17 protein-coding genes are annotated in these 19,601 nt (G+C 62.5%); 12 read left to right on the forward strand and 5 right to left on the reverse strand.

Annotation, left to right across the window (positions count from 1 at the left end; genetic code table 11):
* Positions 1-50: 50 nt before the first annotated feature.
* Positions 51-908, reverse strand: a complete 858-nt coding sequence (locus ACR0P8_RS01485) for a PRD domain-containing protein (RefSeq protein ID WP_432623005.1) — start codon at positions 906-908, stop codon at positions 51-53.
* Positions 909-937: 29 nt separating this feature from the next.
* Positions 938-3,034: a glucose PTS transporter subunit IIA gene (locus ACR0P8_RS01490; RefSeq protein ID WP_432623007.1), complete on the reverse strand. Its 2,097-nt coding sequence runs from the start codon at positions 3,032-3,034 to the stop codon at positions 938-940.
* A 322-nt stretch (positions 3,035-3,356) separates the two neighbouring features.
* Between ACR0P8_RS01490 and pgm the strand changes: the two genes are divergently transcribed.
* The 5 genes from pgm (at position 3,357) to rpiA (ending at position 9,708) form a co-directional block, all read left to right on the forward strand.
* Positions 3,357-5,033 (forward strand): phosphoglucomutase (alpha-D-glucose-1,6-bisphosphate-dependent), encoded by a 1,677-nt coding sequence (gene pgm / locus ACR0P8_RS01495; protein ID WP_432623009.1) that lies wholly within the window; start codon positions 3,357-3,359, stop codon positions 5,031-5,033.
* A 283-nt stretch (positions 5,034-5,316) separates the two neighbouring features.
* Entirely contained in the window at positions 5,317-6,111 is a 795-nt protein-coding gene (locus ACR0P8_RS01500; RefSeq protein WP_432623011.1) for a LytR/AlgR family response regulator transcription factor, read from the forward strand.
* 1 nt (position 6,112) lies between these two features.
* A complete protein-coding gene (locus tag ACR0P8_RS01505; RefSeq protein WP_432623013.1) occupies positions 6,113-7,486 on the forward strand; it encodes a sensor histidine kinase in 1,374 nt (457 codons plus the stop codon).
* Between the two features lie 53 nt (positions 7,487-7,539).
* Positions 7,540-8,832, forward strand: a complete 1,293-nt coding sequence (locus tag ACR0P8_RS01510) for a ribonuclease H family protein (RefSeq protein ID WP_432623015.1) — start codon at positions 7,540-7,542, stop codon at positions 8,830-8,832.
* Positions 8,833-9,006: 174 nt separating this feature from the next.
* The gene (gene rpiA / locus ACR0P8_RS01515; protein ID WP_432623017.1) at positions 9,007-9,708 is read left to right on the forward strand and encodes a ribose-5-phosphate isomerase RpiA; all 702 of its coding nucleotides are present in this window, start codon (positions 9,007-9,009) and stop codon (positions 9,706-9,708) included.
* A gap of 150 nt (positions 9,709-9,858) precedes the next feature.
* Here rpiA and ACR0P8_RS01520 read toward each other — a convergent pair whose 3' ends face one another.
* Both ACR0P8_RS01520 and ACR0P8_RS01525 read right to left on the reverse strand, forming a co-directional pair.
* The gene (locus ACR0P8_RS01520) at positions 9,859-9,948 is read right to left on the reverse strand and encodes a 30S ribosomal protein bS22 (RefSeq protein ID WP_004268639.1); all 90 of its coding nucleotides are present in this window, start codon (positions 9,946-9,948) and stop codon (positions 9,859-9,861) included.
* Between the two features lie 169 nt (positions 9,949-10,117).
* Entirely contained in the window at positions 10,118-10,774 is a 657-nt protein-coding gene (locus ACR0P8_RS01525) for a hypothetical protein (RefSeq protein ID WP_432623019.1), read from the reverse strand.
* Positions 10,775-10,980: 206 nt separating this feature from the next.
* Here ACR0P8_RS01525 and radA point away from each other — a divergent pair, with 206 nt between their 5' ends.
* The 7 genes from radA (at position 10,981) to ACR0P8_RS01560 (ending at position 18,533) form a co-directional block, all read left to right on the forward strand.
* Entirely contained in the window at positions 10,981-12,399 is a 1,419-nt protein-coding gene (gene radA, locus ACR0P8_RS01530) for a DNA repair protein RadA (RefSeq protein ID WP_432623021.1), read from the forward strand.
* Between the two features lie 92 nt (positions 12,400-12,491).
* Positions 12,492-13,964, forward strand: coding sequence for an adenosylhomocysteinase (locus tag ACR0P8_RS01535; RefSeq protein WP_432623023.1), 1,473 nt, complete (start codon positions 12,492-12,494; stop codon positions 13,962-13,964).
* Between the two features lie 80 nt (positions 13,965-14,044).
* Positions 14,045-15,361: an amidohydrolase family protein gene (locus ACR0P8_RS01540; RefSeq protein WP_432623084.1), complete on the forward strand. Its 1,317-nt coding sequence runs from the start codon at positions 14,045-14,047 to the stop codon at positions 15,359-15,361.
* 28 nt (positions 15,362-15,389) lie between these two features.
* Positions 15,390-15,854, forward strand: a complete 465-nt coding sequence (locus tag ACR0P8_RS01545) for a cupin domain-containing protein (protein WP_432623025.1) — start codon at positions 15,390-15,392, stop codon at positions 15,852-15,854.
* 166 nt (positions 15,855-16,020) lie between these two features.
* Positions 16,021-16,881: an ABC transporter substrate-binding protein gene (locus tag ACR0P8_RS01550; RefSeq protein ID WP_432623027.1), complete on the forward strand. Its 861-nt coding sequence runs from the start codon at positions 16,021-16,023 to the stop codon at positions 16,879-16,881.
* Between the two features lie 30 nt (positions 16,882-16,911).
* On the forward strand, positions 16,912-17,790 hold the full coding sequence (locus ACR0P8_RS01555; RefSeq protein ID WP_432623029.1) for an amino acid ABC transporter permease: 879 nt from the start codon (positions 16,912-16,914) through the stop codon (positions 17,788-17,790).
* Positions 17,787-18,533 (forward strand): amino acid ABC transporter ATP-binding protein, encoded by a 747-nt coding sequence (locus ACR0P8_RS01560; protein ID WP_432623032.1) that lies wholly within the window; start codon positions 17,787-17,789, stop codon positions 18,531-18,533. The genes ACR0P8_RS01555 and ACR0P8_RS01560 overlap by 4 nt, the downstream gene beginning before the upstream one ends.
* 119 nt (positions 18,534-18,652) lie before the next feature.
* On the opposite strand, the gene ACR0P8_RS01565 is transcribed toward ACR0P8_RS01560, so the two are convergent.
* Positions 18,653-19,456: a 5'-methylthioadenosine/S-adenosylhomocysteine nucleosidase gene (locus ACR0P8_RS01565; RefSeq protein WP_432623034.1), complete on the reverse strand. Its 804-nt coding sequence runs from the start codon at positions 19,454-19,456 to the stop codon at positions 18,653-18,655.
* Positions 19,457-19,601 lie beyond the last annotated feature (145 nt).

Consider the following 19,601-nt stretch of genomic DNA (forward strand, 5'->3'; position numbering starts at 1 on the left):
GAAATATGGAAATATAAGCGGCCGAACGCCACGGCTATTTCGATTATTGATTACGATTCCCGCGGTTGCGGCTCCCCGGCCTTCTCCGCGACACGCGACACGTGCAACGCAAGGTATGCGGTTTCCGATTCCGTAAGACCGACTTCCAGCCTCATCCGTACCACCATCGCAAGCTGCTTCGCGCACTGGTATGCGCGCGGATACGAGGTTTTAATCGATTCGATGATCGGCTGCGGCTCGTCGTCGAGCTGCTTGTGCTGGTGGATGCGCACGAACAGGTAGCGCAGATGCGTGATGAACCGCGCCACGTTGACGCTGTCCTGCTCGAGTTTGACGTCGTATGTGCTTTCGATGACGGCGATCATCTGCTGGATGACGCCGGTCATGGCGTATGTGGCGGACATGTCGCCGCCCGAGAATCCCGCATTGACCAGATGCAATGCGAACGCCACCGCTTCGCTGCGGGGCAGGGCTCCGCCCAGATAGGTGTTCATCGCGTCGACCAGCGCCAGACCCTTGGCGTATTCGTCGGGATAGAGCGACCTCACTTCCGCCTCAAGCGGATATTCGATGCTTTGCTTTTTCTGCGCGCGTTGGATCGCGCCGCAGAGATGGTCGGCGAGCGCCATGACCAGGGATGGCTTACCGTCGGCCTGTTCCTTCAGCCCCGTCCGGTTCATGGCGTCCGTGACGAGTCTGATGATTTCGGGAGGGATCCCGGCCACCTGCTGTGCCATGTGGTCGGGATCCCTGCCGTCGACGGGGACGAATCGACGGACGATCTTCGCGTCATCCACGTGCTGTCCCGGCTTGGCCTGGAAACCGATGCCACGACCCGTGAGGATCACCTCGCGGTCGCCATCCTTGGCCAGCACGACATTGTTGTTGAATACGCGAAGAACGTCCACGTCGACCCCTTTTCGCCTCTGTGTGACAGTTAGCGCTGGATGTCGATCACCTCATCCCCTGCCTTGACGTCGATGCCGGTCTTCGGCGTGACGGAGGCGAGGGCTGCGGTGTTGAGCACCGTCATCAGCGTGGTGGTGCTGTATCCAGCTTCCTTCACTTTAGCAAAGTCGACGGAAACCAGCGGATCTCCCGCATTCACGCGATCGTTGGCCTTGACCTTGACGGCGAAGCCCTCGCCGTTCATCTTCACGGTGTCGATGCCGACGTGCACGAGCACCTCCACACCATCATCGGTTTTGATGCCGAAGGCATGACCGGTTTCGGCGACGGTCTGCAGCACGCCAGAGACCGGGGCCACGACTTCGCTGGCGGTCGGCTGGATGCCGACGCCCTCGCCGAGCGCGCGGGATGCGAAGACCGGATCGCCGGTTTCGTCCAGAGCGATCACATGGCCGGCGACCGGAGCGTTCACCACGGTGGTGGAGACGGCGACGGCAGGATTGGCGGTTTCAGTCTTGGTCGCGGTGGCAGTGGCAACGGCGGCCGGAGCGGCGGCTTCCTTGGCTTCCACGGCCGGAGCGGCTTCCTTGCGATCGGCGGCGGCACGGGCCAGCACTTCGGCCTTCTGTTCCGGCGTGCGGTAGTCGAACGTGATGATCAGCACGAAGGAGGTGAGGAAGGCCACCGCGATGGACACCGCGTACACCCACATCTGGTCGAAGACCGGGATGGTCAGCAGCGAGGTGAAGGCGAAGGCGGTGGTGGTCACGCCGTGCACGGTCTGGCCGGCGGCGGTGACGGACGGGAAGAGCCAGCCGAGAACGGCGATGACGACGCCGCCGAGGCCGCAGCCGACGAGCATGCGCTTGTAGATGAGCTTGTAACGCAGGTGGATGCCGTACAGGGACGGTTCGGAGACACCGCCGAGCAGGCCCGCGGCGAGCGCGCCGAATGCGGTCTGGCGCATGTCCTTGTCCTTGTCGCGGATGGCGAGGAAGAGCACGCCCGCGGTGGCGCCGAAGCATGCGAAGTTCCACACGCCCATCGGACCCTGGATGAAGTCGTAGCCGAGCGTCTGGATGTTCATGAGCATCAGGGCGTTAAGCGGCCAGTGCAGGCCGAGCGGCACCAGGAACGGGTACAGCAGCGGAATCATGATGGCGAAGATGAACGGAGCGTGGGTATTGAGCCATGCCAGGCCGACGCCGAGGCCGTTGCCGACCCACACGCCGAGCGGGCCGATGATGAAGGCGGTCAGCGTGCCGACGATGATCATGGAGAAGAACGGCACGAAGACCAGCTGGACGCTTTCGGGGATGATCTTCTTCAGACCGTGGTAGACGAGCGCGAGCACGGCGGCCATGAGCAGCGGCACGAACACGTTGCCGCTGTAGTCGCTCAGAGCCATCGGCAGGCCGAAGATATTGGCCGTGCAGGACTTGGTGCCGAGGGCTGCGTTCTCCACGCACGTGGTGGTCTTGGCATCCATCAGTCCGGTGAACTGCGGGGTCATGAGGATGGCCATGATGGAGCCGCCCAGCCACGGATCGACCTTGAGCTTCTTGGCGGCGTTGTAGGCGACCATGATCGGCAGGAAGTAGAACACGCCCTTCCAGATGGCCTTCACGAACACCCAGCCGGCGGAGGCTTCGTCGTTCGGGATGACGTTCAGCGAAATGAGCAGGTTGACCAGCGCGATGATGATGGACGCGCCGAGCAGCACGCCCAGGATCGGACGGAAGGAGTCGGCGAGGTACTCGAAGAAGGAGTCCATCCACGCCACCTTGCCGCGCGCCTTGGAACGGGCCTCGGCCTTGACGTCGGCGTTGCTCTTATGGCCGTCGCCGTCATCGGAGCCGGAGCCTGCGCCGATCTTCGCCATCTCGGGCAGATGCATGATGTTCTCGTACACGGTGGCCACGCCGCCGCCGATGACCACCTGGAAGCGGTCGCCGCTCTGCGGAACCGCGCCAAGCACGCCCTTCATGTGCTCGAGGGAGTTCTGGTCCACCTTGGAGGCGTCCACCAATTCGAAGCGCAGCCGAGTGGCGCAATGCGTCAGGCTGCGAACGTTGTCAGGACCACCGATTGCAGTGATGATCTGCGATTCGAGTGAGTCAGCCATCCTGATTCCTTTCTTTTTCCTTTCGACCGTTCCGATCATGCGATCCTGGCTGCCGCGCAACAAAAAAGACCCGAGACATGGCATAGCAATGCCACATCTCAGGTCTTGCGTCTTAAAAAGTTGACTTGCAACCCTGCATGAGTCGAATCAGGTAAGACAATACACGACCGACGCGATATTGGCAAATCGCCCGCCAGCGAACCACGCAAATCCCTAGCCACGCATCGGACACGCCGTAATCACCCAAAAAAGAAAACGTATTCATCGCACATAATGGGACAATCGCACGGATTCGACCTGCATGCGTGGCACAATGTTGACTATGGTTGCAAAAAATGCGGGAATGCCCGCCACCCCAGCAGATCTGATCAACGTCGACGAGGTCATCGGCAAGTACTATGACGTCGTCCCCGATCCCAACATCCCGGAGCAGCGTGTCTCCTTCGGCACCTCCGGCCATCGCGGATCGTCCCTGAAGACCTCGTTCAACGAGGCCCACATCGTCGCCATCACCCAGGCCATCGCCGAATACCGCAAGAAGGCCGGCGTCACCGGCCCGCTGTACATCGGCCGCGACACCCACGCCCTGTCCGAACCGGCTTGGAAGACCGCCATCGAAGTGCTCGTCGCCAACGGCGTGCGCGTGCGCATCGACTCCCGCGACGACTTCACCCCGACCCCGGTCGTGTCCCAGGCCATCCTGACCCACAACCGTGCAGCCGACGGCACCCAGCGTTTCACCGGTGACGGTCTCGCCGACGGCATCGTCGTCACCCCGTCCCACAACCCGCCCACCGACGGCGGCTTCAAGTACGACCCGGTCACCGGCGGCCCGGCCCCGGCCGACGTCACCAACGCCATCGCCGACCGTGCCAACGAGCTGCTCGGCGATTTCAAGAACGTCAAGCGCGTGCCGTTCGAGCAGGCCATCAAGTCCGACCTGGTCGAGCGCTTCGACTTCCGCGAGCATTACGTGGCCGATCTGGAGAACGTCATCGACTTCGACGTGATCCGCTCCTCCGGCGTGCGTCTGGGCATCGACCCGCTCGGCGGCGCTTCGGTCAACTACTGGCCGCTCATGAACGAGAAGTACAACCTGACCATCGACGTGGTGCGCCCGCAGGTCGACCCGACCTGGAGCTTCATGACCATCGACCATGATGGCAAGATCCGTATGGATCCGAGCTCCCCGTACGCCATGAAGGGTCTGGTCGACTCCCTCAACAACGGCGCGTGGGACAAGTACGACCTGGTCGGCGGCACCGATCCGGACGCCGACCGCCACGGCATCGTCTGCCCGAACTGGGGCGTCATGAACCCGAACCACTACATCGCCGTGTGCGTGGAGTACCTGTTCGGCGGCAACCGTCCGGGCTGGCCGGAGAACGCCGGCATCGGCAAGACGCTCGTCTCCTCCTCCCTGATCGACCGCGTGGCCGCGTCCATCAACGCCAAGCTCGTCGAGGTCCCGGTCGGCTTCAAGTGGTTCGTGGATCCGCTGTTCAAGGGCGAGGTCGCCTTCGGCGGCGAGGAAAGCTCCGGCATGTCCTTCCTGCGCAAGGACGGCCGTGTGTGGACCACCGACAAGGACGGTCTGATCCCCGACCTGCTGGCCGCCGAGATCACCGCCAAGACCGGCAAGAACCCGGCACAGCTGCATCAAGAGCAGGTCGAGCGCTTCGGCGAAAGCTGGTACAGGCGCGTCGATACCCCGACCACCCTTGAGCAGAAGCAGAAGTTCGCCAAGCTCACCGGCGACGATGTCGAGGCCACGCAGCTGGCCGGCGAGGACATCACCGCCAAGCTCACCGAGGCTCCGGGCAACCACGCCAAGATCGGCGGCCTGAAGGTCACCACCAAGGACAACTGGTTCGCCGCCCGCCCGTCCGGCACCGAGAACATCTACAAGGTGTACGCCGAGTCCTTCGAGTCCCCCGAGGCTCTGGACAAGGTGCTCGCCGAGGCGACCGAGGTCGTGGACAAGGCCCTGGCCGAGTGATGCGACGCCGTCATGCCGCGGTGACGCAAGGCATGCGGTGACGGCATGACACATGGTCCGAAAGGCCCGTTCCCATCTGCGGAACGGGCCTTTCGCCATTCATACAGCCATATCGCCCCGGCCCGCGGATTGACGGCCATGGCACGAAACACGGTTTTCTGGCATGAAACGCGCCGTCCGCCGCTCCCCGTATTTCCCTCTCCCGGTACGCTGGAGACAGAACAGGCGAAACGGCCGACGCCGGATGACGTACGTCAGCCGGGAATCGCCGGAAGGAGGGAACGTGCGCATCGCCATCGTCGAGGACCATGCCACCGAACGCGAGCAGATCGCGGCCATGTGCGCGGACCATTTCGGCCACGGACATGGCGGGGACATGGTCTGCGACTCCTTCGCCGACGCGGGCTCGTTCATCGCAAGCTGGAGAAAAAAGCGGTATGACCTGCTTCTGCTCGACTGCTATCTCACCGACGACGAAGCCTCGCCACACGCCGCCACCGGTCTGGACATAGCGCAGCTGATCCGCCGGCAGAACGACGACTGCGCAATCGTGTTCATCACGTCCAGCAGCGATTTCGCGGTGCTCGGCTACGAGGTCCAGGCAAGCGGATACCTGCTCAAACCCGTCGACCGCAAGACCTTCGACACCACCATGGAACGCGTCGGAAAACTGCTTAAATCGAGATTCCCGTCCGCACGCCCGGACGCGGCACGGGAACCCGGCACCGTGGACCCCAGCTGGCACGTGGCGTTCGGCAACCCCGCCATCACCATGGACCGACGGCTCATCGTCTGCGCGCTGTCCGACGCGCACTACGTGGAATTCACCTTCTCGGACGGCACACGGACACGCATCCGCACCAATTTCTCCGACGTGGACCGACGGCTCACCGTCTTCGACAACTTCTACCGCACCGCGCGCGGCGTGCTCGTCAACTTCGACTACGTGTCCGGCATCGTCAACGCGCAATTCGTCATGAAAGGCGGCCGACGCATCCCCATCACGAAGACGATGGTGACCGCCACCTGCCGCGCCTATGCGGAATACACGTTCACCCGCATGCGAACGGAGGACTGACATGCACATCCTGTTCGCAAGCCTCGCCCAAATCACCCCATCGTCCCTGTTCTTCGCCGTCGGGGAGCAGTTCAACGCGCTTGCCGGACTGGCGCTGTGCCTCATCATGGCGTGGGATCATATGGACAATCCCCGTCGCAACGGCGCGCTGGTCATGTCCGCCGGCCTGATCTGGTTCCTGTTGTGTGGAGCGCTGTGCTGCGCCTTGGGCATCCCCTCGCTATGGACGGTCCTTCCGACCGCGCCGATCGTGCTGCTGGTCTTCAAATGGCTGTCCGAACTGCCATGGAGGCAACTGCTGCTCATCGTGGCCACCGCGTCCTACACGGTGGCGATCATCTACTATCTGTCGCTCGTCATCGACGTGGCGGCACTCGGCGCCCAATCCGTCAACCTGCGCGTCGGCTGGCCGGGCCTGACCACTCTGCTGCTGCTCGACATCGTCGCGCTGCTCTCCCTGTGGCACCCGTTGCACGACTCGATTCCAGACACCTTCGACTCCCCGTCCATCAGCAAGGACTTCTGGAGGCTCATCTGGCTCTTCCCCTTCATCTCCACGTCGATCGTGGTGTGGTGCCTGCCCGCGGACAATCCGTCGCTGCTGGACGCGCGCGTGCTGGAGATAGCGTTCACCGTGGCCGTGTTCTACACCTTGTTCATGGCCTTGGCGTACTTCCTCATCTGGTACATGATCAAACAATCGGACCGTCTGCTCGAGGCCCACAGGCGGGAGCATTACGAAGCCATGCAGACGCTGCAGCTGCAGCACATGGACGAGCGCATCCGCGAGGCCCGCCAGATCAAGCACAATGTGCGCCACCACATCCATTCCCTGCAGGCATTGGCGGCCGCCGATGACATGGACGGTATCCGCTCGTATCTGGAGGAGATGTCGAAGCACCATCTGCTGCAGCCCGCACCGATGCAGTATTGCGAGCACACGTCGCTCAACGCGGTGCTGGTCTATTATTGCGACTGGATCCGGCATCTGGGAGCGGACGTGGACGTCAAGGCGTCGGTTCCGCAATACATCGGCATCAACAACGCGGAGCTCTGCTCGATGGTCGGCAACCTGCTGGAGAACGCCACGGACGCCATAACCCGGCAGACCAGCGGCAGCAAACGTCTGAGGATGCGCGTCCAATATCGTTCCGGTCCACCATCGGCGCTGTTCATCACGGTGGACAACACCTACGATGCCAGCAAAACCGACATCACGCGGATCGATGACGGCTTCGCCTCGACGAAGCACGGCGGCAGCGGACTGGGCACCGCCACCGTGCGGGAAACCGCCGAACGGCATCATGGCACGGCCACGTTCGATTATGGGGACGGCGTGTTCCGGGCCTCCGTCATGCTGTGTCTGGACGATTGACGCGCGATACGGCCCAATGCTTCGCGTCGCGCGGCTTTCGTAGGGTAGAAGGCATGACGATTACGGTTTCCACAGATGGTTCCGCCCTTGGCAACCCGAACGGCCCGATGGGATGGGCATGGGCCGACCACGAATCCGCCGCGGGCGGACGGCCAGGGCACGAGCATGCCGGCGATTGCGATGCCGGCGGCGCCACGAACGGCACCAACCAGATCGGCGAGCTATGCGCCGTGCTGGAGGCGTTGCGCGCGCACCCCGGCTCCGAGGATCTGGTGATCGAAACCGATTCGCAGTATGCGATCAACTGCTCCACCAAGTGGGTGCAGGGTTGGAAACGCAACGGATGGAAGAATTCGCAGAAGAAGCCGGTGAAGAACGCCGATTTGATCCGTGCCATCGATGACGAGATCGGGCGCAGGACCGGTTCGGTGCGCTTCGTCTGGGTCAAGGGACATGCAGGCAACGCCGGCAACGAGAAGGTCGACGAGCTTGCCCGCACCTACGCGGGCGACTGCCGTTCGCACGTGCGCGAAGGCTATCTGCCGCTGGAAGGCTGGAAGTCGCTGCTGGCTTCCGAATATTCGCGCGGCACTGACGTTCCCGAGGACGCGCGCATGCTGATGGACGGCACGATCAGCGCCGCCGAATACCACATGGGCCGCGGGCAGGGCGATTCATCCTCCGATTCCGGCGTCCGCGGCACGGCCGGCACGGCCACCGCCTCTGCGACAGGCGGCGCGAAGCCGCGTTCGATCGCCGACATGCTGGCGCAGCCGGAAGGCGTCCCCGACGATCTTGCGGACTTCGGACGATCGCCCGACGACGCTATGGAAGCCGACGGTGTGGCGGAGACGACGGCGCTTGATAAGGCGTCTGAAGCAAATTCCGCCGTCTCCACTGCGGAGCCGTCCGCCGAAGACATGTCTGCCAAGGAATCGCAGGAACCGCACCAGTCATATGCGCAAATGCTGGTCAAGCATGACTACTTCCCGCGTGAAGACGGTGAAGCGGACAAGACCGCAAAGGACGCAACAGACAAATCAGTGGAATCGGAGGAAGCGGAAAACGTCGAGGAACCGGATCGGTCCGATGCCTCGGCGCCTCAGTCCGACCAACCGGCCGCGGAGGAAAAGCAGCCGCGAAATCTGCCGAAACTGCCGCATCGCAAAAGCCCATCGGGACTGTCGGTGTCGGGCACGGTGCGTTTCTCTCCCCCGCCGAATTCCAGCCCGACCTTCGACGGCAAGCCGCGTCTGATCCGCGGTTACATCGCAGTGGAGGGATACGTGGACGGCGATGGCACGCTGATACTGGACGAGGCACCGTTCGCGGTCAAGCACAGCTGATCCGGAGGCCACGCATATCAGGCTGTTTCATCATGGGCCCAATTGTGAAACATCTTGTGAAACAACCTATGGCCCCGCATGCGCGCGCACGACGCAGGCCGCACCATTCCCGCCCCGAAAATCAACGCATCCGATAGTATGGAGACGGTCTTAACCCCATATCGAAGGAGGATCATGGACAAGGCACAGCAGGACGCGCTGAAGAAGGCGGCCGGCATCGAGGCTGCAAAGCTCATTCAGAACGGCATGATCGCAGGTCTGGGCACCGGCTCGACCGTGCGTTTCCTGGTCGACGAGCTCGGCCGTCGCGTCAAGGAGGAAGGCCTCGAGTTCACGGGCGTCACCACCTCCCGCCGCACCCAGGAGCAGGCCGAAGGCTATGGCATCAAGATCGTCGACATCGATGACGTCGACCACATCGACGTGACCATCGACGGCGCCGACGAGGTGGACAAGAACTTCAACGGCATCAAGGGCGGCGGCGCCGCTCTGCTGTGGGAGAAGATCGTGGCCACCAATTCCAACAAGATCGTGTGGATCGTGGACGAGTCCAAGGTCGTCGACACCATCGGCAAGTTCCCGCTGCCGGTCGAGGTGATTCCGTTCGGCGCAGGCCAGGTCATCAAGAAGTTCGAGGCCAAGGGCTACAAGCCGGTGCTGCGTCTGGACGCGGACGGCAAGGAGGTCCGCACCGACGAGAACAACTTCGTGGTCGACCTGCATCTCGACCGCATCGATCACCCGACCGAGCTGGCCGAGGATCTCATCACCACCGTCGGCGTGGTGGAGCATGGCCTGTTCCTGAACATGGTGGACCAGGTCATCGTCGGCGACCCGAACGGCCCGCGCATCCTGGACAATCCGAACAAGAAGTGATTCCGGGCGGCCGGCGGAACCTCCGTCGGCCGCATACGGCTTCGGCCAAGCACGGCCGAGCACAACAGGAACCACATAGCAAAAATCCCGCGCCTCCGAAAGGAGATGCGGGATTTTGTTTTGAGCGGACGCTTCACACGCGTCTGAAGACTACTTGCGCTGGTGGCGAGTCTTACGAAGCAGTTTGCGATGCTTCTTCTTGCTCATGCGCTTGCGGCGCTTCTTGATGACCGAGCCCATCTCAGCCTCCGTTCCTTAAATTCAAGGGGTAAAAGTTTGCAACTTGCCCAATACTACACCGCTTCGGGGACGAATACGCGCCCATGCATTCATATGGTGGAAAGTCGTGCCCCATTCACGGCCCATACACCATGCGACGGCGACGGTTCGGCCACGGAGCCCCCACGGGTCACAGGGGGAACTGCTGGTAGAAGCGCTGGACGGAAGCCTTGGCTCCGGTGGCGTAGAACACCACGGTATCGTTCTGCCATACGGCGACGGCCTTGCTGTCGTCCCCATTGTCAAGATTGACGCTGTACGTGCCGGTGTTTTTGCCGGACACCTTCACGTTGCCGCTTGCCAGTTCCTTGCCGGTCAACGCCTTGGCAAGCGTGTCGTATTGGGTCTTGGCCTTATCCGCATCGGACCACTGCGCCACCTCAAGCGTGATGTCCTGCGCCGTCTTGCCCGTGGAATAGGTCAGCGTGTATTCCTCGACCGGGGAGGCGCCGGACCACGCCGTTCCCTCATCGGCCTTGATTCGCGCGAAGTTCAACACGGAATCCGGCATGGCCTTGAGCAGCTCACTAGCCCCGTCCGGCAAGGCCACGGCGTCGATGGACGGCGTGGTCGGCTCGCTGGCGGCGCCCTTCGATTTGCCGCTGGACTTGGTCCCGGTCGACGAGCTTGAGGTCTGCTGCCCGGACTGGACGGACCCGTTGCCCTTGTTCAGCGCCCAGCCCGGCCACACGAATGCGGAGACCAGCGCGAGCACGACCACAAGGGCCGCGGCAATGACGGCGGCGATCAATTTGCCATGGGAAGAGGAATTCTGCGTATCAGACATGCCTGCTATTGTTTCACAGCCATAAGACTCGTACGGGCGCCCTCGAAAGAACGGAAACACCCGCGTCGAAACGCCCGGCGAGACCTTTCCCGCCACCTTCCGCATGGCTTTCCGTACCACTTCACGCAGCCCCGCATGCAGCCTCCCATGGCACCGCTATGCCACCCGCGAACATCTTGTCCCAAAACCTCCGTATTGTCGGCCGTATGGCAAAGTCGTCCACTCAATTCCTCTGTTCGGAATGCGGATGGAGCGGCCCGAAATGGCTTGGCCGATGCCCCGAATGCGGCCAATGGGGCACCATCGAGGAATTCCATGAGGCCCGTCTGTCGGCGGGCGTTCGCACCGCGGCCCCCGGACGCACGTCCCGCACGCAACCGCAACCCGTCGCATCATCCGAAGCCAGACCAATCACCGAGATAGGCACGGAGAACGTCTCGCGCATCGCCACGGGATTTTCGGAATTCGACCGTGTGCTCGGCGGCGGCATCGTGCCCGGATCGGTCACGCTGGTCGCCGGCGAGCCGGGAATCGGCAAATCGACGCTGTTGCTGGAGACCGCGGGCAACGTGGCCCGGCTGACGGCGTTCGCGAGCGAACGCAACACCGTGCTGTACATCTCCGGCGAGGAATCGCAGGCGCAGGTGCGCATGCGCGCGTCTCGCATCGGCGCGATGGAGCCGAATCTGCTGCTCGCCTCCACCACCGATCTGGCCACGGTGCTGGGGCTCATCGAACGGTTCAAGCCTTCGCTGGCCATCGTCGATTCGGCGCAGACCATCGTCTCGCAGGACGTCGACGGCATCTCCGGCGGCTCCACGCAGGTGCGCGAGGTGGCGAGCGCGTTGATCGACACCGCCAAAAAGCTTGACATTCCAGTGCTGCTGGTGGGCCATGTCACCAAGGATGGCTCGATCGCGGGCCCACGCACGTTGGAGCATCTGGTGGATGTGGTCTGCCAGTTCGAAGGTGACGCCGAGACCGCGCTCCGGATGCTGCGCGCGGTGAAGAACCGTTTCGGTCCGACGGATGAGGTCGGCTGCTTCGACATGAGCGGCGAGGGCATCGAGGAGGTGACCGACCCGTCCGGCCTGTTCCTGTCCACCGGCAACGGCGCGTCGACGGCGCAAGTGGACGGCACGTGCGTGACGTTCACGTTGGACGGCCACCGCAGCCTGCCGATCGAAGTGCAGTCGCTCGTCACGAAATCGGTGCTGCCGACGCCGCGACGTGCCGCGAACGGCGTGGATTCCAACCGCATCGCCATGCTGGTGGCGGTGCTGTACCGGCATGGCGGCATCAACCTGCTGTCCAACGACCTCTATATCTCCACGATCGCCGGAGGCCAGGCGCGCGAGCCGGGCTGCGATCTGGCGATTGTCGCAGCCTTGGCAAGCGCCGCGAAATCCAAGGCGATCGCCCGCACGACGTGCGCGATCGGCGAGATCTCATTGACCGGCCAGGTACGTCCGGTGCCGCGTCTGGAATACCGGCTTCGCGAGGCCGCCCGGCTGGGCTTCACCACCGCCGTCGTGCCGACGTTGCGCAAGAACGTCGCGATACCGGGGCTGGGCGTGGTGCAGGTGGACACGCTGCAGGACGCGCTGTCGGCGATTCTGCGCTGATATCAAAACACCATATTTTTTCGCGCTGTACCACATGTGGGCAATACTATTTCCGTTCACCGAATTTCCGTTCACCGATTGAGGAGAGTGAGATGGAACGGCTTCGCTTCGCCACTTGGGCGGAACATTATTCACAGAAGACCAATCGTTCATTGGCAGGTTCGCGTCTGCATGTCGATGATGGAGCGCTTGAGGATGGAGAACGCCTCATCGCGCAGGATTGGGGCATGGTCGTGTCCTCGGCCCCGCAGGATGCCGGCGACGCCGACGCGCAGGCCGTGATCGACGCCACCATTCCCGTGGAGGACGTGGCCGACGCGCGCGAACTGTCCGGCGCGCAGGCCGTGGACTTCGCACAACGGCATATGCCGGTGCTCGACGCGCTGATGCGGGATGCGCGGGAACGTGTGGATTTCACCGGAATCAGCATCGCCGTATGCCTGATCCTCGAGCCGAAGACCGCCGTGCTGCTGCGCCAGCTCAAGGCCGCGGGAGCGAAGGTCGGAGCGTACTGCGGAGCGGAGGCCAATGACGAACGCGTCGCCGAGCAACTGCGTTCGGAAGGCATCGCGGTGGCGTTCGATCCGAATTGGACGCCGGCGCAGGCGCATCAGGGCGCGCTCGACCTGCTTGACGAGCTCAAGCCGAACATCATCATCGACGATGGTGCGAGCTTCGCACGTCTTGCGGCGATGGAACGTCCCGAACTCATGGCGGACATCATCGGCGTGGCCGAGGAAACGACCAGCGGCGTGCGCGCCTTCCAAGCCATGCAGGATGCCGGCGCATTGTCGTTCCCGGTCATCGCGGTGAACGACAGCATGCTCAAAACCGGTTTCGACAACGCCCATGGCACCGGTGAAACCTGCGTGACCACCATGCAGCAGATTCTCGGCGCGGACGCGTTCAGAGGCGCCCGCGTGACCGTGGTCGGATACGGCCCGGTCGGCCGAGGCTTCGCCCGTCGTGTCCGCGCGTTGGGCGCGGACGTGACCATCTGCGATACCGACCCGGTCGCCGCCTTGCAGGCGGTGTTCGACGGCTTCCGCGCGCTTGACATCGACCAGGCCATACGCACCGCGGATATGGTCGTGTCTGCGACCGGCGTGCGCCACACCATCACGTTGCAGCATATGCGGGCGATGCGGCCGCAAGCCGTTTTGTCCGTGATCGGAGGCATCGCCAACGAAATCGCATTGGACGACGTCCCCGGCTTCCATGCCGAGAACAAACATGAGATCCGGAACCTCGCCGTGCCCGACGGCCCGACGATCCGTCTCATCAGCGAAGGCGACGGCGTCAACTACACGGTGGGTGGCGGCAATCCGATCGAAATCATGGATCTGAGCTTCGCCGTGCAGGCATCGGCGGTGACCCATCTGCTTGAGCATCGCGGCACGCTGCCGGATGGACTGCAGCGGCTGGGCCGTGACGTGGACCGTCATATCGCGGACATCGCCCTGCGCGTACGCGGATACCAAGCCAGCCATGCCGTTACCGACAACGGCTACGATTGGACGCTGACCCGCTTCGCCGAAGACGAAGCTGCCGACGGAAAAGAGTGATTCCCGTGACGTTGAACACCCCTTTGCAGATCGCGGCGCATCCGAAGCCGCTGGAATCGGTGACTGTGTACAGCTCCCCCATGGTGATTCCCGTCACCGGACCGGTCATTGTCGACGGAGCCGTGGCGGTCGCCGCCAACCGTGTCGTGCATGTGGGCACACGGGAATGGGTTCTCGACGCGCTGAAACGGGATATGGCCCCTTCCGGCCGGATCACGGAGTATCGCTGGCACGGTCTGATCACCCCGGGACTCATCAACGCGCACACCCACCTGCAATATACGAACATGGCCGAAGTGGGGCGGGGCACATACGATCGGTTCCGCGCATGGGAGATTGGCTTCAACGAGGTGTACGCGCGACTGCAAGAGACCCGCCCATGGAAGGAATCCGCGTATCAGGGCGCCCGCATGCTTGTGGAGTCGGGCACCACCGCCGCGGCCGACATCGTCACCGACCCGGAGGCCGTGGGAGCCCTCGCCTCGCAAGGCATGCACGGCATCGCCTATTGGGAGGTCATGGGATGGCACAACGACGATTGGAAAACCGAGGGTATCCAGGAGCTGCTCAACAATCTCGGGCACATGCATGAGGAGGGTCTGCCCAGCATCGGCATCAGCCCCCATGCGCCATACACTTTGGAATCCGAGCCTTTTGTCGATCTGCCCGACATCGCCCGGCAACTGGATATGCGTCTGCACATCCATCTCGCCGAGACGCCGATGGAGGCAGGAAACCGCGACACCACGCTCACCACGTATTCGGCGGCCGATTGGCGCGACGGACAGTGGGCCAGCTACCGGCAGCTCAAGGACGCCGGAAAGGGTGCTTCCGCGATCCAGTTCGTCGACCAGCTGGGATCGCTCGGCCCCGACGTGCATATCGCGCATGGCGTGTGGGCTGATGCCGAGGACCGCCGAATCCTCAGGCAGCGCGGCGTCGGCGTGGCTCTGTGCCCGCGTTCCAATCGCATCACCGTGACCGGCAAGGACGCTCCGATTCGCGAATACCTGGAGGAAGGCAATCTCCTGGCCATCGGCACCGACTCGCTGTCGAGCTCGCCCAGCCTGGATGTGCTCGACGATGCCGCCATGGTCTACGACCTCGCGCGCGAGCAGGGATACAGGCGTGACGATCTGACGCACCGCATCATCCGCATGGTCACGCTCGGCGGAGCCGAGGAAATGGGCATGCACGTGGGCGCCGGACGCATCGGCCAGATCAACGCCGGAGCCACGGCCGACCTGGCGTTCTTCGACATTCCCGTCGGCACTGACTCGCCGCATGCCATCGAACAGACCTTGGAGGATTTCGTCCGCCACGGAGCCGGCACCAATCGTGCGACCATCATTTCCGGCAATATCGTCTACAACGACGGCGCGTTCGACCTTCGCTGACGTCAAGCTCCACAATGAAAGGAATATCATGAGTGTCCCACTTAATCGGATGAGCGACTATGCCCGTGGTGTGGTGGCCGACCTGGGTCTCGAGGCCCATCCGGAAGGCGGATGGTATGTGCGCGACTGGCAGTCGCCGCAGACGGACGAAGCCTCGCACCGACCCCTATCCTCGCTGATCTACTTCCTTCTGCCGGAGGGAGACATGAGCGCCTGGCATAAGGTGGACGCCGACGAGATCTGGCTATGGCATGGCCCCGCCCCGGTCACGCTGCAATTGGGTGGCACGGGCGATTCGCCCGCCGGCGACGATGAGGCGGAATCCATTGTGCTGGGCACGGCGATTGCAGACGATGGCACGCGGGGAATTCCCGTCGGTCATGCGGTGGTGCCCGCCGGGGTCTGGCAGCGCACCGTTCCAGGAAAGGGCGACGCGCTCGTCTCCTGCGTGGTCAGCCCGGGTTTCGTGTTCGAAGGGTTCACGCTCGAATAACGGAAAACATTCGATATGCATTACCAAATTTCGATACGCATTACCAAATAATGCGATATCGCGTGCGTGGCTTCGGAAATATCAATAGGCTATAGTGACGCACGTTCATCATGGACAGGAAGAATCGCGTTTCATACGCGGTATTTGAAGTCAGGGGTAAAGAAAAATGGCATTCTCCAGCAGAAAATTCATGCGTGCGGCAGCGGCGTTGGTCTCCATCGCCGCGCTGACGCTGTCCGCCGCATGCGGATCCGATTCCAGCGCCAAGTCGTCCGAATCCGACAGCTCGGACATCACGCAGCAAACCGTCACTCCCGGCAAGCTGACCATCGCCACCGGTGACCCGGCCTACGAGCCGTGGGTCATGAACGACAAGCCGGAATCCGGCAAGGGGTATGAGGCGGCCGTGGCGTACGCCGTCGCCGAGAAGATGGGCTTCAAGAAGTCCGATGTGGTGTGGACCCGCACCACATTCGATTCCGCCATCGCGCCGGGCGCCAAGGACTGGGATATGAACATCCAGCAGTTCGGCATCACCCCCGAGCGGAAGAAGGCCGTCGACTTCTCCGCCAGCTATTACAACGATTCCCAGGGCATCATCGTCAAGAAGGACGGCAAATACGCCAAGGCCAAGAGCCTGAGTGACCTGAAGGACGCCACCGTCGGCGCGATGGTGGGCACCGAAGGGTACAAGTACGCCAAGAAGATCAAGGACGATGTGCAGACCTTCAACGATGATTCCGCCGTGGCCCAGGCGCTTGACGCCGGACAGATCGACGCGTTGGTGACCAGCACCGTCGAATGCGTGTACATGGTCCAGTCCGACCAGGTCAAGGACGCCATGGTGCTCGGCCGCATCGCCGGCTCCACCGACCCGAACGGCATGGGCATCGTGCTGCCGAAGGATTCCAAGCTCACCTCCGCCGCCTCCAAGGCCGTGAAGGAATTGGACGCCGACGGCACCATCAAGAACCTGCAGGACAAGTGGCTGGCCGAATACACCACCGACCTGGCAGAACTCAAGTAAATCCACCATACGATTCAAGGAATTTCCTTCATGAGCATTTCGGATAACGGTCCGGACAGCCTCGCCGGTCATCAGACCAGCGAGGTTGAGCTTTCCCGGCGCACCTACCGCAAGCAGCAACAGCTGAAATCGGTCGTCACCAGTCTGATCAGCACCATCGTGCTGGCGGCCATCATCGTCGTCGGACTGAAGATGTCCCCCGGTTGGCCGCGGGTCAAGGAGACGTTCTTCTCCGCCGAATACTTCGCCAAATCGTTCCCCAAAGTCCTTGACGGCCTGTGGCTGAACGTGAAGGTGCTGGCCGTGGCGCTCGTGGGCGTGGCCATTTTCGCCACCCTGCTGGCCTTGGTACGTACCAGCAACAATCCGGTGCTGTTCCCGTTGCGCGCCTTGGCCGCGCTGTACACCACGGTGATGCGCGGCGTGCCGATGATCGTGGTGCTCTACCTCATCGGTTTCGGTATCCCCGGACTGGGTATTTTCGGCCGTATCGACCCGTCGATTCTGGGCACCATCGCCGTGATCATGGGCTATTCCGCGTATGTGGCGGAGGTGTTGCGAGCCGGCTTCAACGATGTGCATCCGTCCCAGCGCGCGTCCGCGCGTTCGCTGGGACTCACGGCTGGGCAGACCACTCGCATGATCGTCATTCCGCAGGCGCTGCGCAAGGTGGCTCCGGCGTTGATGAACGACTTCATCTCCATGCAGAAGGATGTGGGATTGATTTCGGTGCTGGGTGCCGTGGACGCGGTCCGCGCGGCCCAGATCGAAGTGGCCAGCACCTACAACTTCACCCCCTATGTGGTGGCCAGTCTGCTGTTCATCCTGATGAGCGTGCCGTTCATCCTGCTGAACGACTGGTATACGGCACGTTTGCGCAAGCGTGAATTGAGCGGAGGCACGGTATGAGCGACATGAACACTCCGGTACTGCGATTGGACGGCATCCGGAAATCCTTCAACGGCAACGAAGTGCTCAAAGGCATCTCGTTCGACGTCAACCAGCATGAGGTCGTGGCGTTGCTCGGCCCTTCCGGATCAGGCAAATCGACATTGATGAAATGCGTGAATCTGCTGGAGCAGGTGGATGACGGCCAGATCTGGCTGGGGAACACCGACATCACCGATCCGCGCGTGCATCAGGACGAGATTCGTTCCCGTATCGGCGTGGTGTTCCAGCAGTTCAATCTGTTCCCGCACATGTCGGTGATGAAGAACGTCACTCTCGCCGCGATCAAGGTCCACCATTGGCATAAGGACAAGGCGGAAGCCCGTGCGCTGGAGCTGCTCGACCGCATCGGCATGCGGGCCAAGGCTGGCGCCTATCCGGACCAGCTGTCCGGCGGGCAGCAGCAGCGTGTGGCCATCGCACGCGCGTTGATGACGAATCCGGAACTGTTGCTGCTTGACGAGATCACGTCGGCGCTCGACCCGATGCTGGTCGGCGAGGTGCTTGACATGGTGGCCGAGCTCAAGGAGCAGGGAACCACCATCCTCATGGCCACCCATGAGATGAGCTTCGCCCATGACGCGGCGGACCGCATCGTGCTGCTGCGCCATGGCGTCATCGCCGAGAACGGTTCGCCTCGGGAGGTCATGGACGAATCGCAGGATCCTGAGACCCGGGAATTCTTCTCTCACTTCCGCAGCTAGACACAAGTTTTACTGTGCCTTGACAAAACGGCCGTTGTCTCTTCGGATGCGTTTGCATTCCAGAGAGGCAACGGCCGTTTTTCTTAAGTCTCGCGACGGGCTCGTATGCCAACACATGATCAATGTCCCAGATTGATCCGCCTTTCAACCAGCATATCGATGACGCCTAATCCTACCGAAGCGGCCGTCTGCGCCGCATCGACCAGATCGTTCTGGTGGTCGTCCAACGACTCGTAGGATTCCCCGCACTGGTTGCTGATGGCCCGAATCGCCAGGAACGGCACGTCATTCTTCGCGCAGATGTGCGCCGCTGCGGTTCCTTCCATCTCCTCACAGTCCGCATGCACCGTGGCCTTGATGCGTTCAAGGACGTCCGGATCGGTATTGAATTGGTTGCTTGTCGCGATGGTGCCGCAGACGAAGCGCCGCGCCACGTCTTCCAACGATATCGCGGAAGCGGAAGTGTCATCCTGTCCCATCGCCAGTTCACGCAGCGACGGAACCCTGCCCCATCCCTGACGTTCCAGCACATCCAAAGCCGCGTCGCGCAACGTCTCATCGGATGTGAAGGATTCCTTCCACGGCGCGCATTCCGCGATAATCGGAGTGTTCGTCTCCAGATAATGCAACTGGTCGCCGACCACAATGTCCCCGACCCGCAAAGCCGGGTTCAACCCCCCGGCGATGCCGCTGAAGACAAGGACGTCGGGCGCGTAACGGTCGATCAGCATCTGGGATGCCGCTCCGGCGCTGACGGACCCCATGCCGCCTTCGCCCACGACCAGTCTGATGCCACGATATGTTCCGACGCCCACGTCGACACCGCCGTGCCGTTCATGGGATGCGTCCCCGATTTGTTCGAGGAATGGCTTGGTTTCCTTGGCGAGCGCGCATTGCACGGCCACAGTGATGGTGTCGTTCATAAGCGCCGATTCTGTGCCAAGGCGCAGACAAACGTCAGGGGGTAATCCCGTTGAACACGTCATAACTATTCCCCATATCCCGCACAGCATGTCGGTCGCATCGAAACGGTAATCTCCGTATGTTCGTAATATATCCAATCTCACC

This window comes from Bifidobacterium sp. (genome assembly GCF_050874245.1).
Lineage (GTDB): Bacteria > Actinomycetota > Actinomycetes > Actinomycetales > Bifidobacteriaceae > Bifidobacterium.

Coding starts and splice junctions, on each gene's coding strand:
- ACR0P8_RS01565 (WP_432623034.1), bottom strand. CDS start 19,456: ATGAACGACACCATCACTGTGGCCGTGCAATGCGCGCTCGCCAAGGAA.
- ACR0P8_RS01550 (WP_432623027.1), top strand. CDS start 16,021: ATGGCATTCTCCAGCAGAAAATTCATGCGTGCGGCAGCGGCGTTGGTC.
- pgm (WP_432623009.1), top strand. CDS start 3,357: ATGGTTGCAAAAAATGCGGGAATGCCCGCCACCCCAGCAGATCTGATC.
- ACR0P8_RS01535 (WP_432623023.1), top strand. CDS start 12,492: ATGGAACGGCTTCGCTTCGCCACTTGGGCGGAACATTATTCACAGAAG.
- ACR0P8_RS01540 (WP_432623084.1), top strand. CDS start 14,045: ATGGTGATTCCCGTCACCGGACCGGTCATTGTCGACGGAGCCGTGGCG.
- ACR0P8_RS01505 (WP_432623013.1), top strand. CDS start 6,113: ATGCACATCCTGTTCGCAAGCCTCGCCCAAATCACCCCATCGTCCCTG.
- ACR0P8_RS01545 (WP_432623025.1), top strand. CDS start 15,390: ATGAGTGTCCCACTTAATCGGATGAGCGACTATGCCCGTGGTGTGGTG.
- rpiA (WP_432623017.1), top strand. CDS start 9,007: ATGGACAAGGCACAGCAGGACGCGCTGAAGAAGGCGGCCGGCATCGAG.
- ACR0P8_RS01520 (WP_004268639.1), bottom strand. CDS start 9,948: ATGGGCTCGGTCATCAAGAAGCGCCGCAAGCGCATGAGCAAGAAGAAG.
- ACR0P8_RS01555 (WP_432623029.1), top strand. CDS start 16,912: ATGAGCATTTCGGATAACGGTCCGGACAGCCTCGCCGGTCATCAGACC.
- ACR0P8_RS01525 (WP_432623019.1), bottom strand. CDS start 10,774: ATGTCTGATACGCAGAATTCCTCTTCCCATGGCAAATTGATCGCCGCC.
- ACR0P8_RS01560 (WP_432623032.1), top strand. CDS start 17,787: ATGAGCGACATGAACACTCCGGTACTGCGATTGGACGGCATCCGGAAA.
- ACR0P8_RS01510 (WP_432623015.1), top strand. CDS start 7,540: ATGACGATTACGGTTTCCACAGATGGTTCCGCCCTTGGCAACCCGAAC.
- ACR0P8_RS01490 (WP_432623007.1), bottom strand. CDS start 3,034: ATGGCTGACTCACTCGAATCGCAGATCATCACTGCAATCGGTGGTCCT.
- radA (WP_432623021.1), top strand. CDS start 10,981: ATGGCAAAGTCGTCCACTCAATTCCTCTGTTCGGAATGCGGATGGAGC.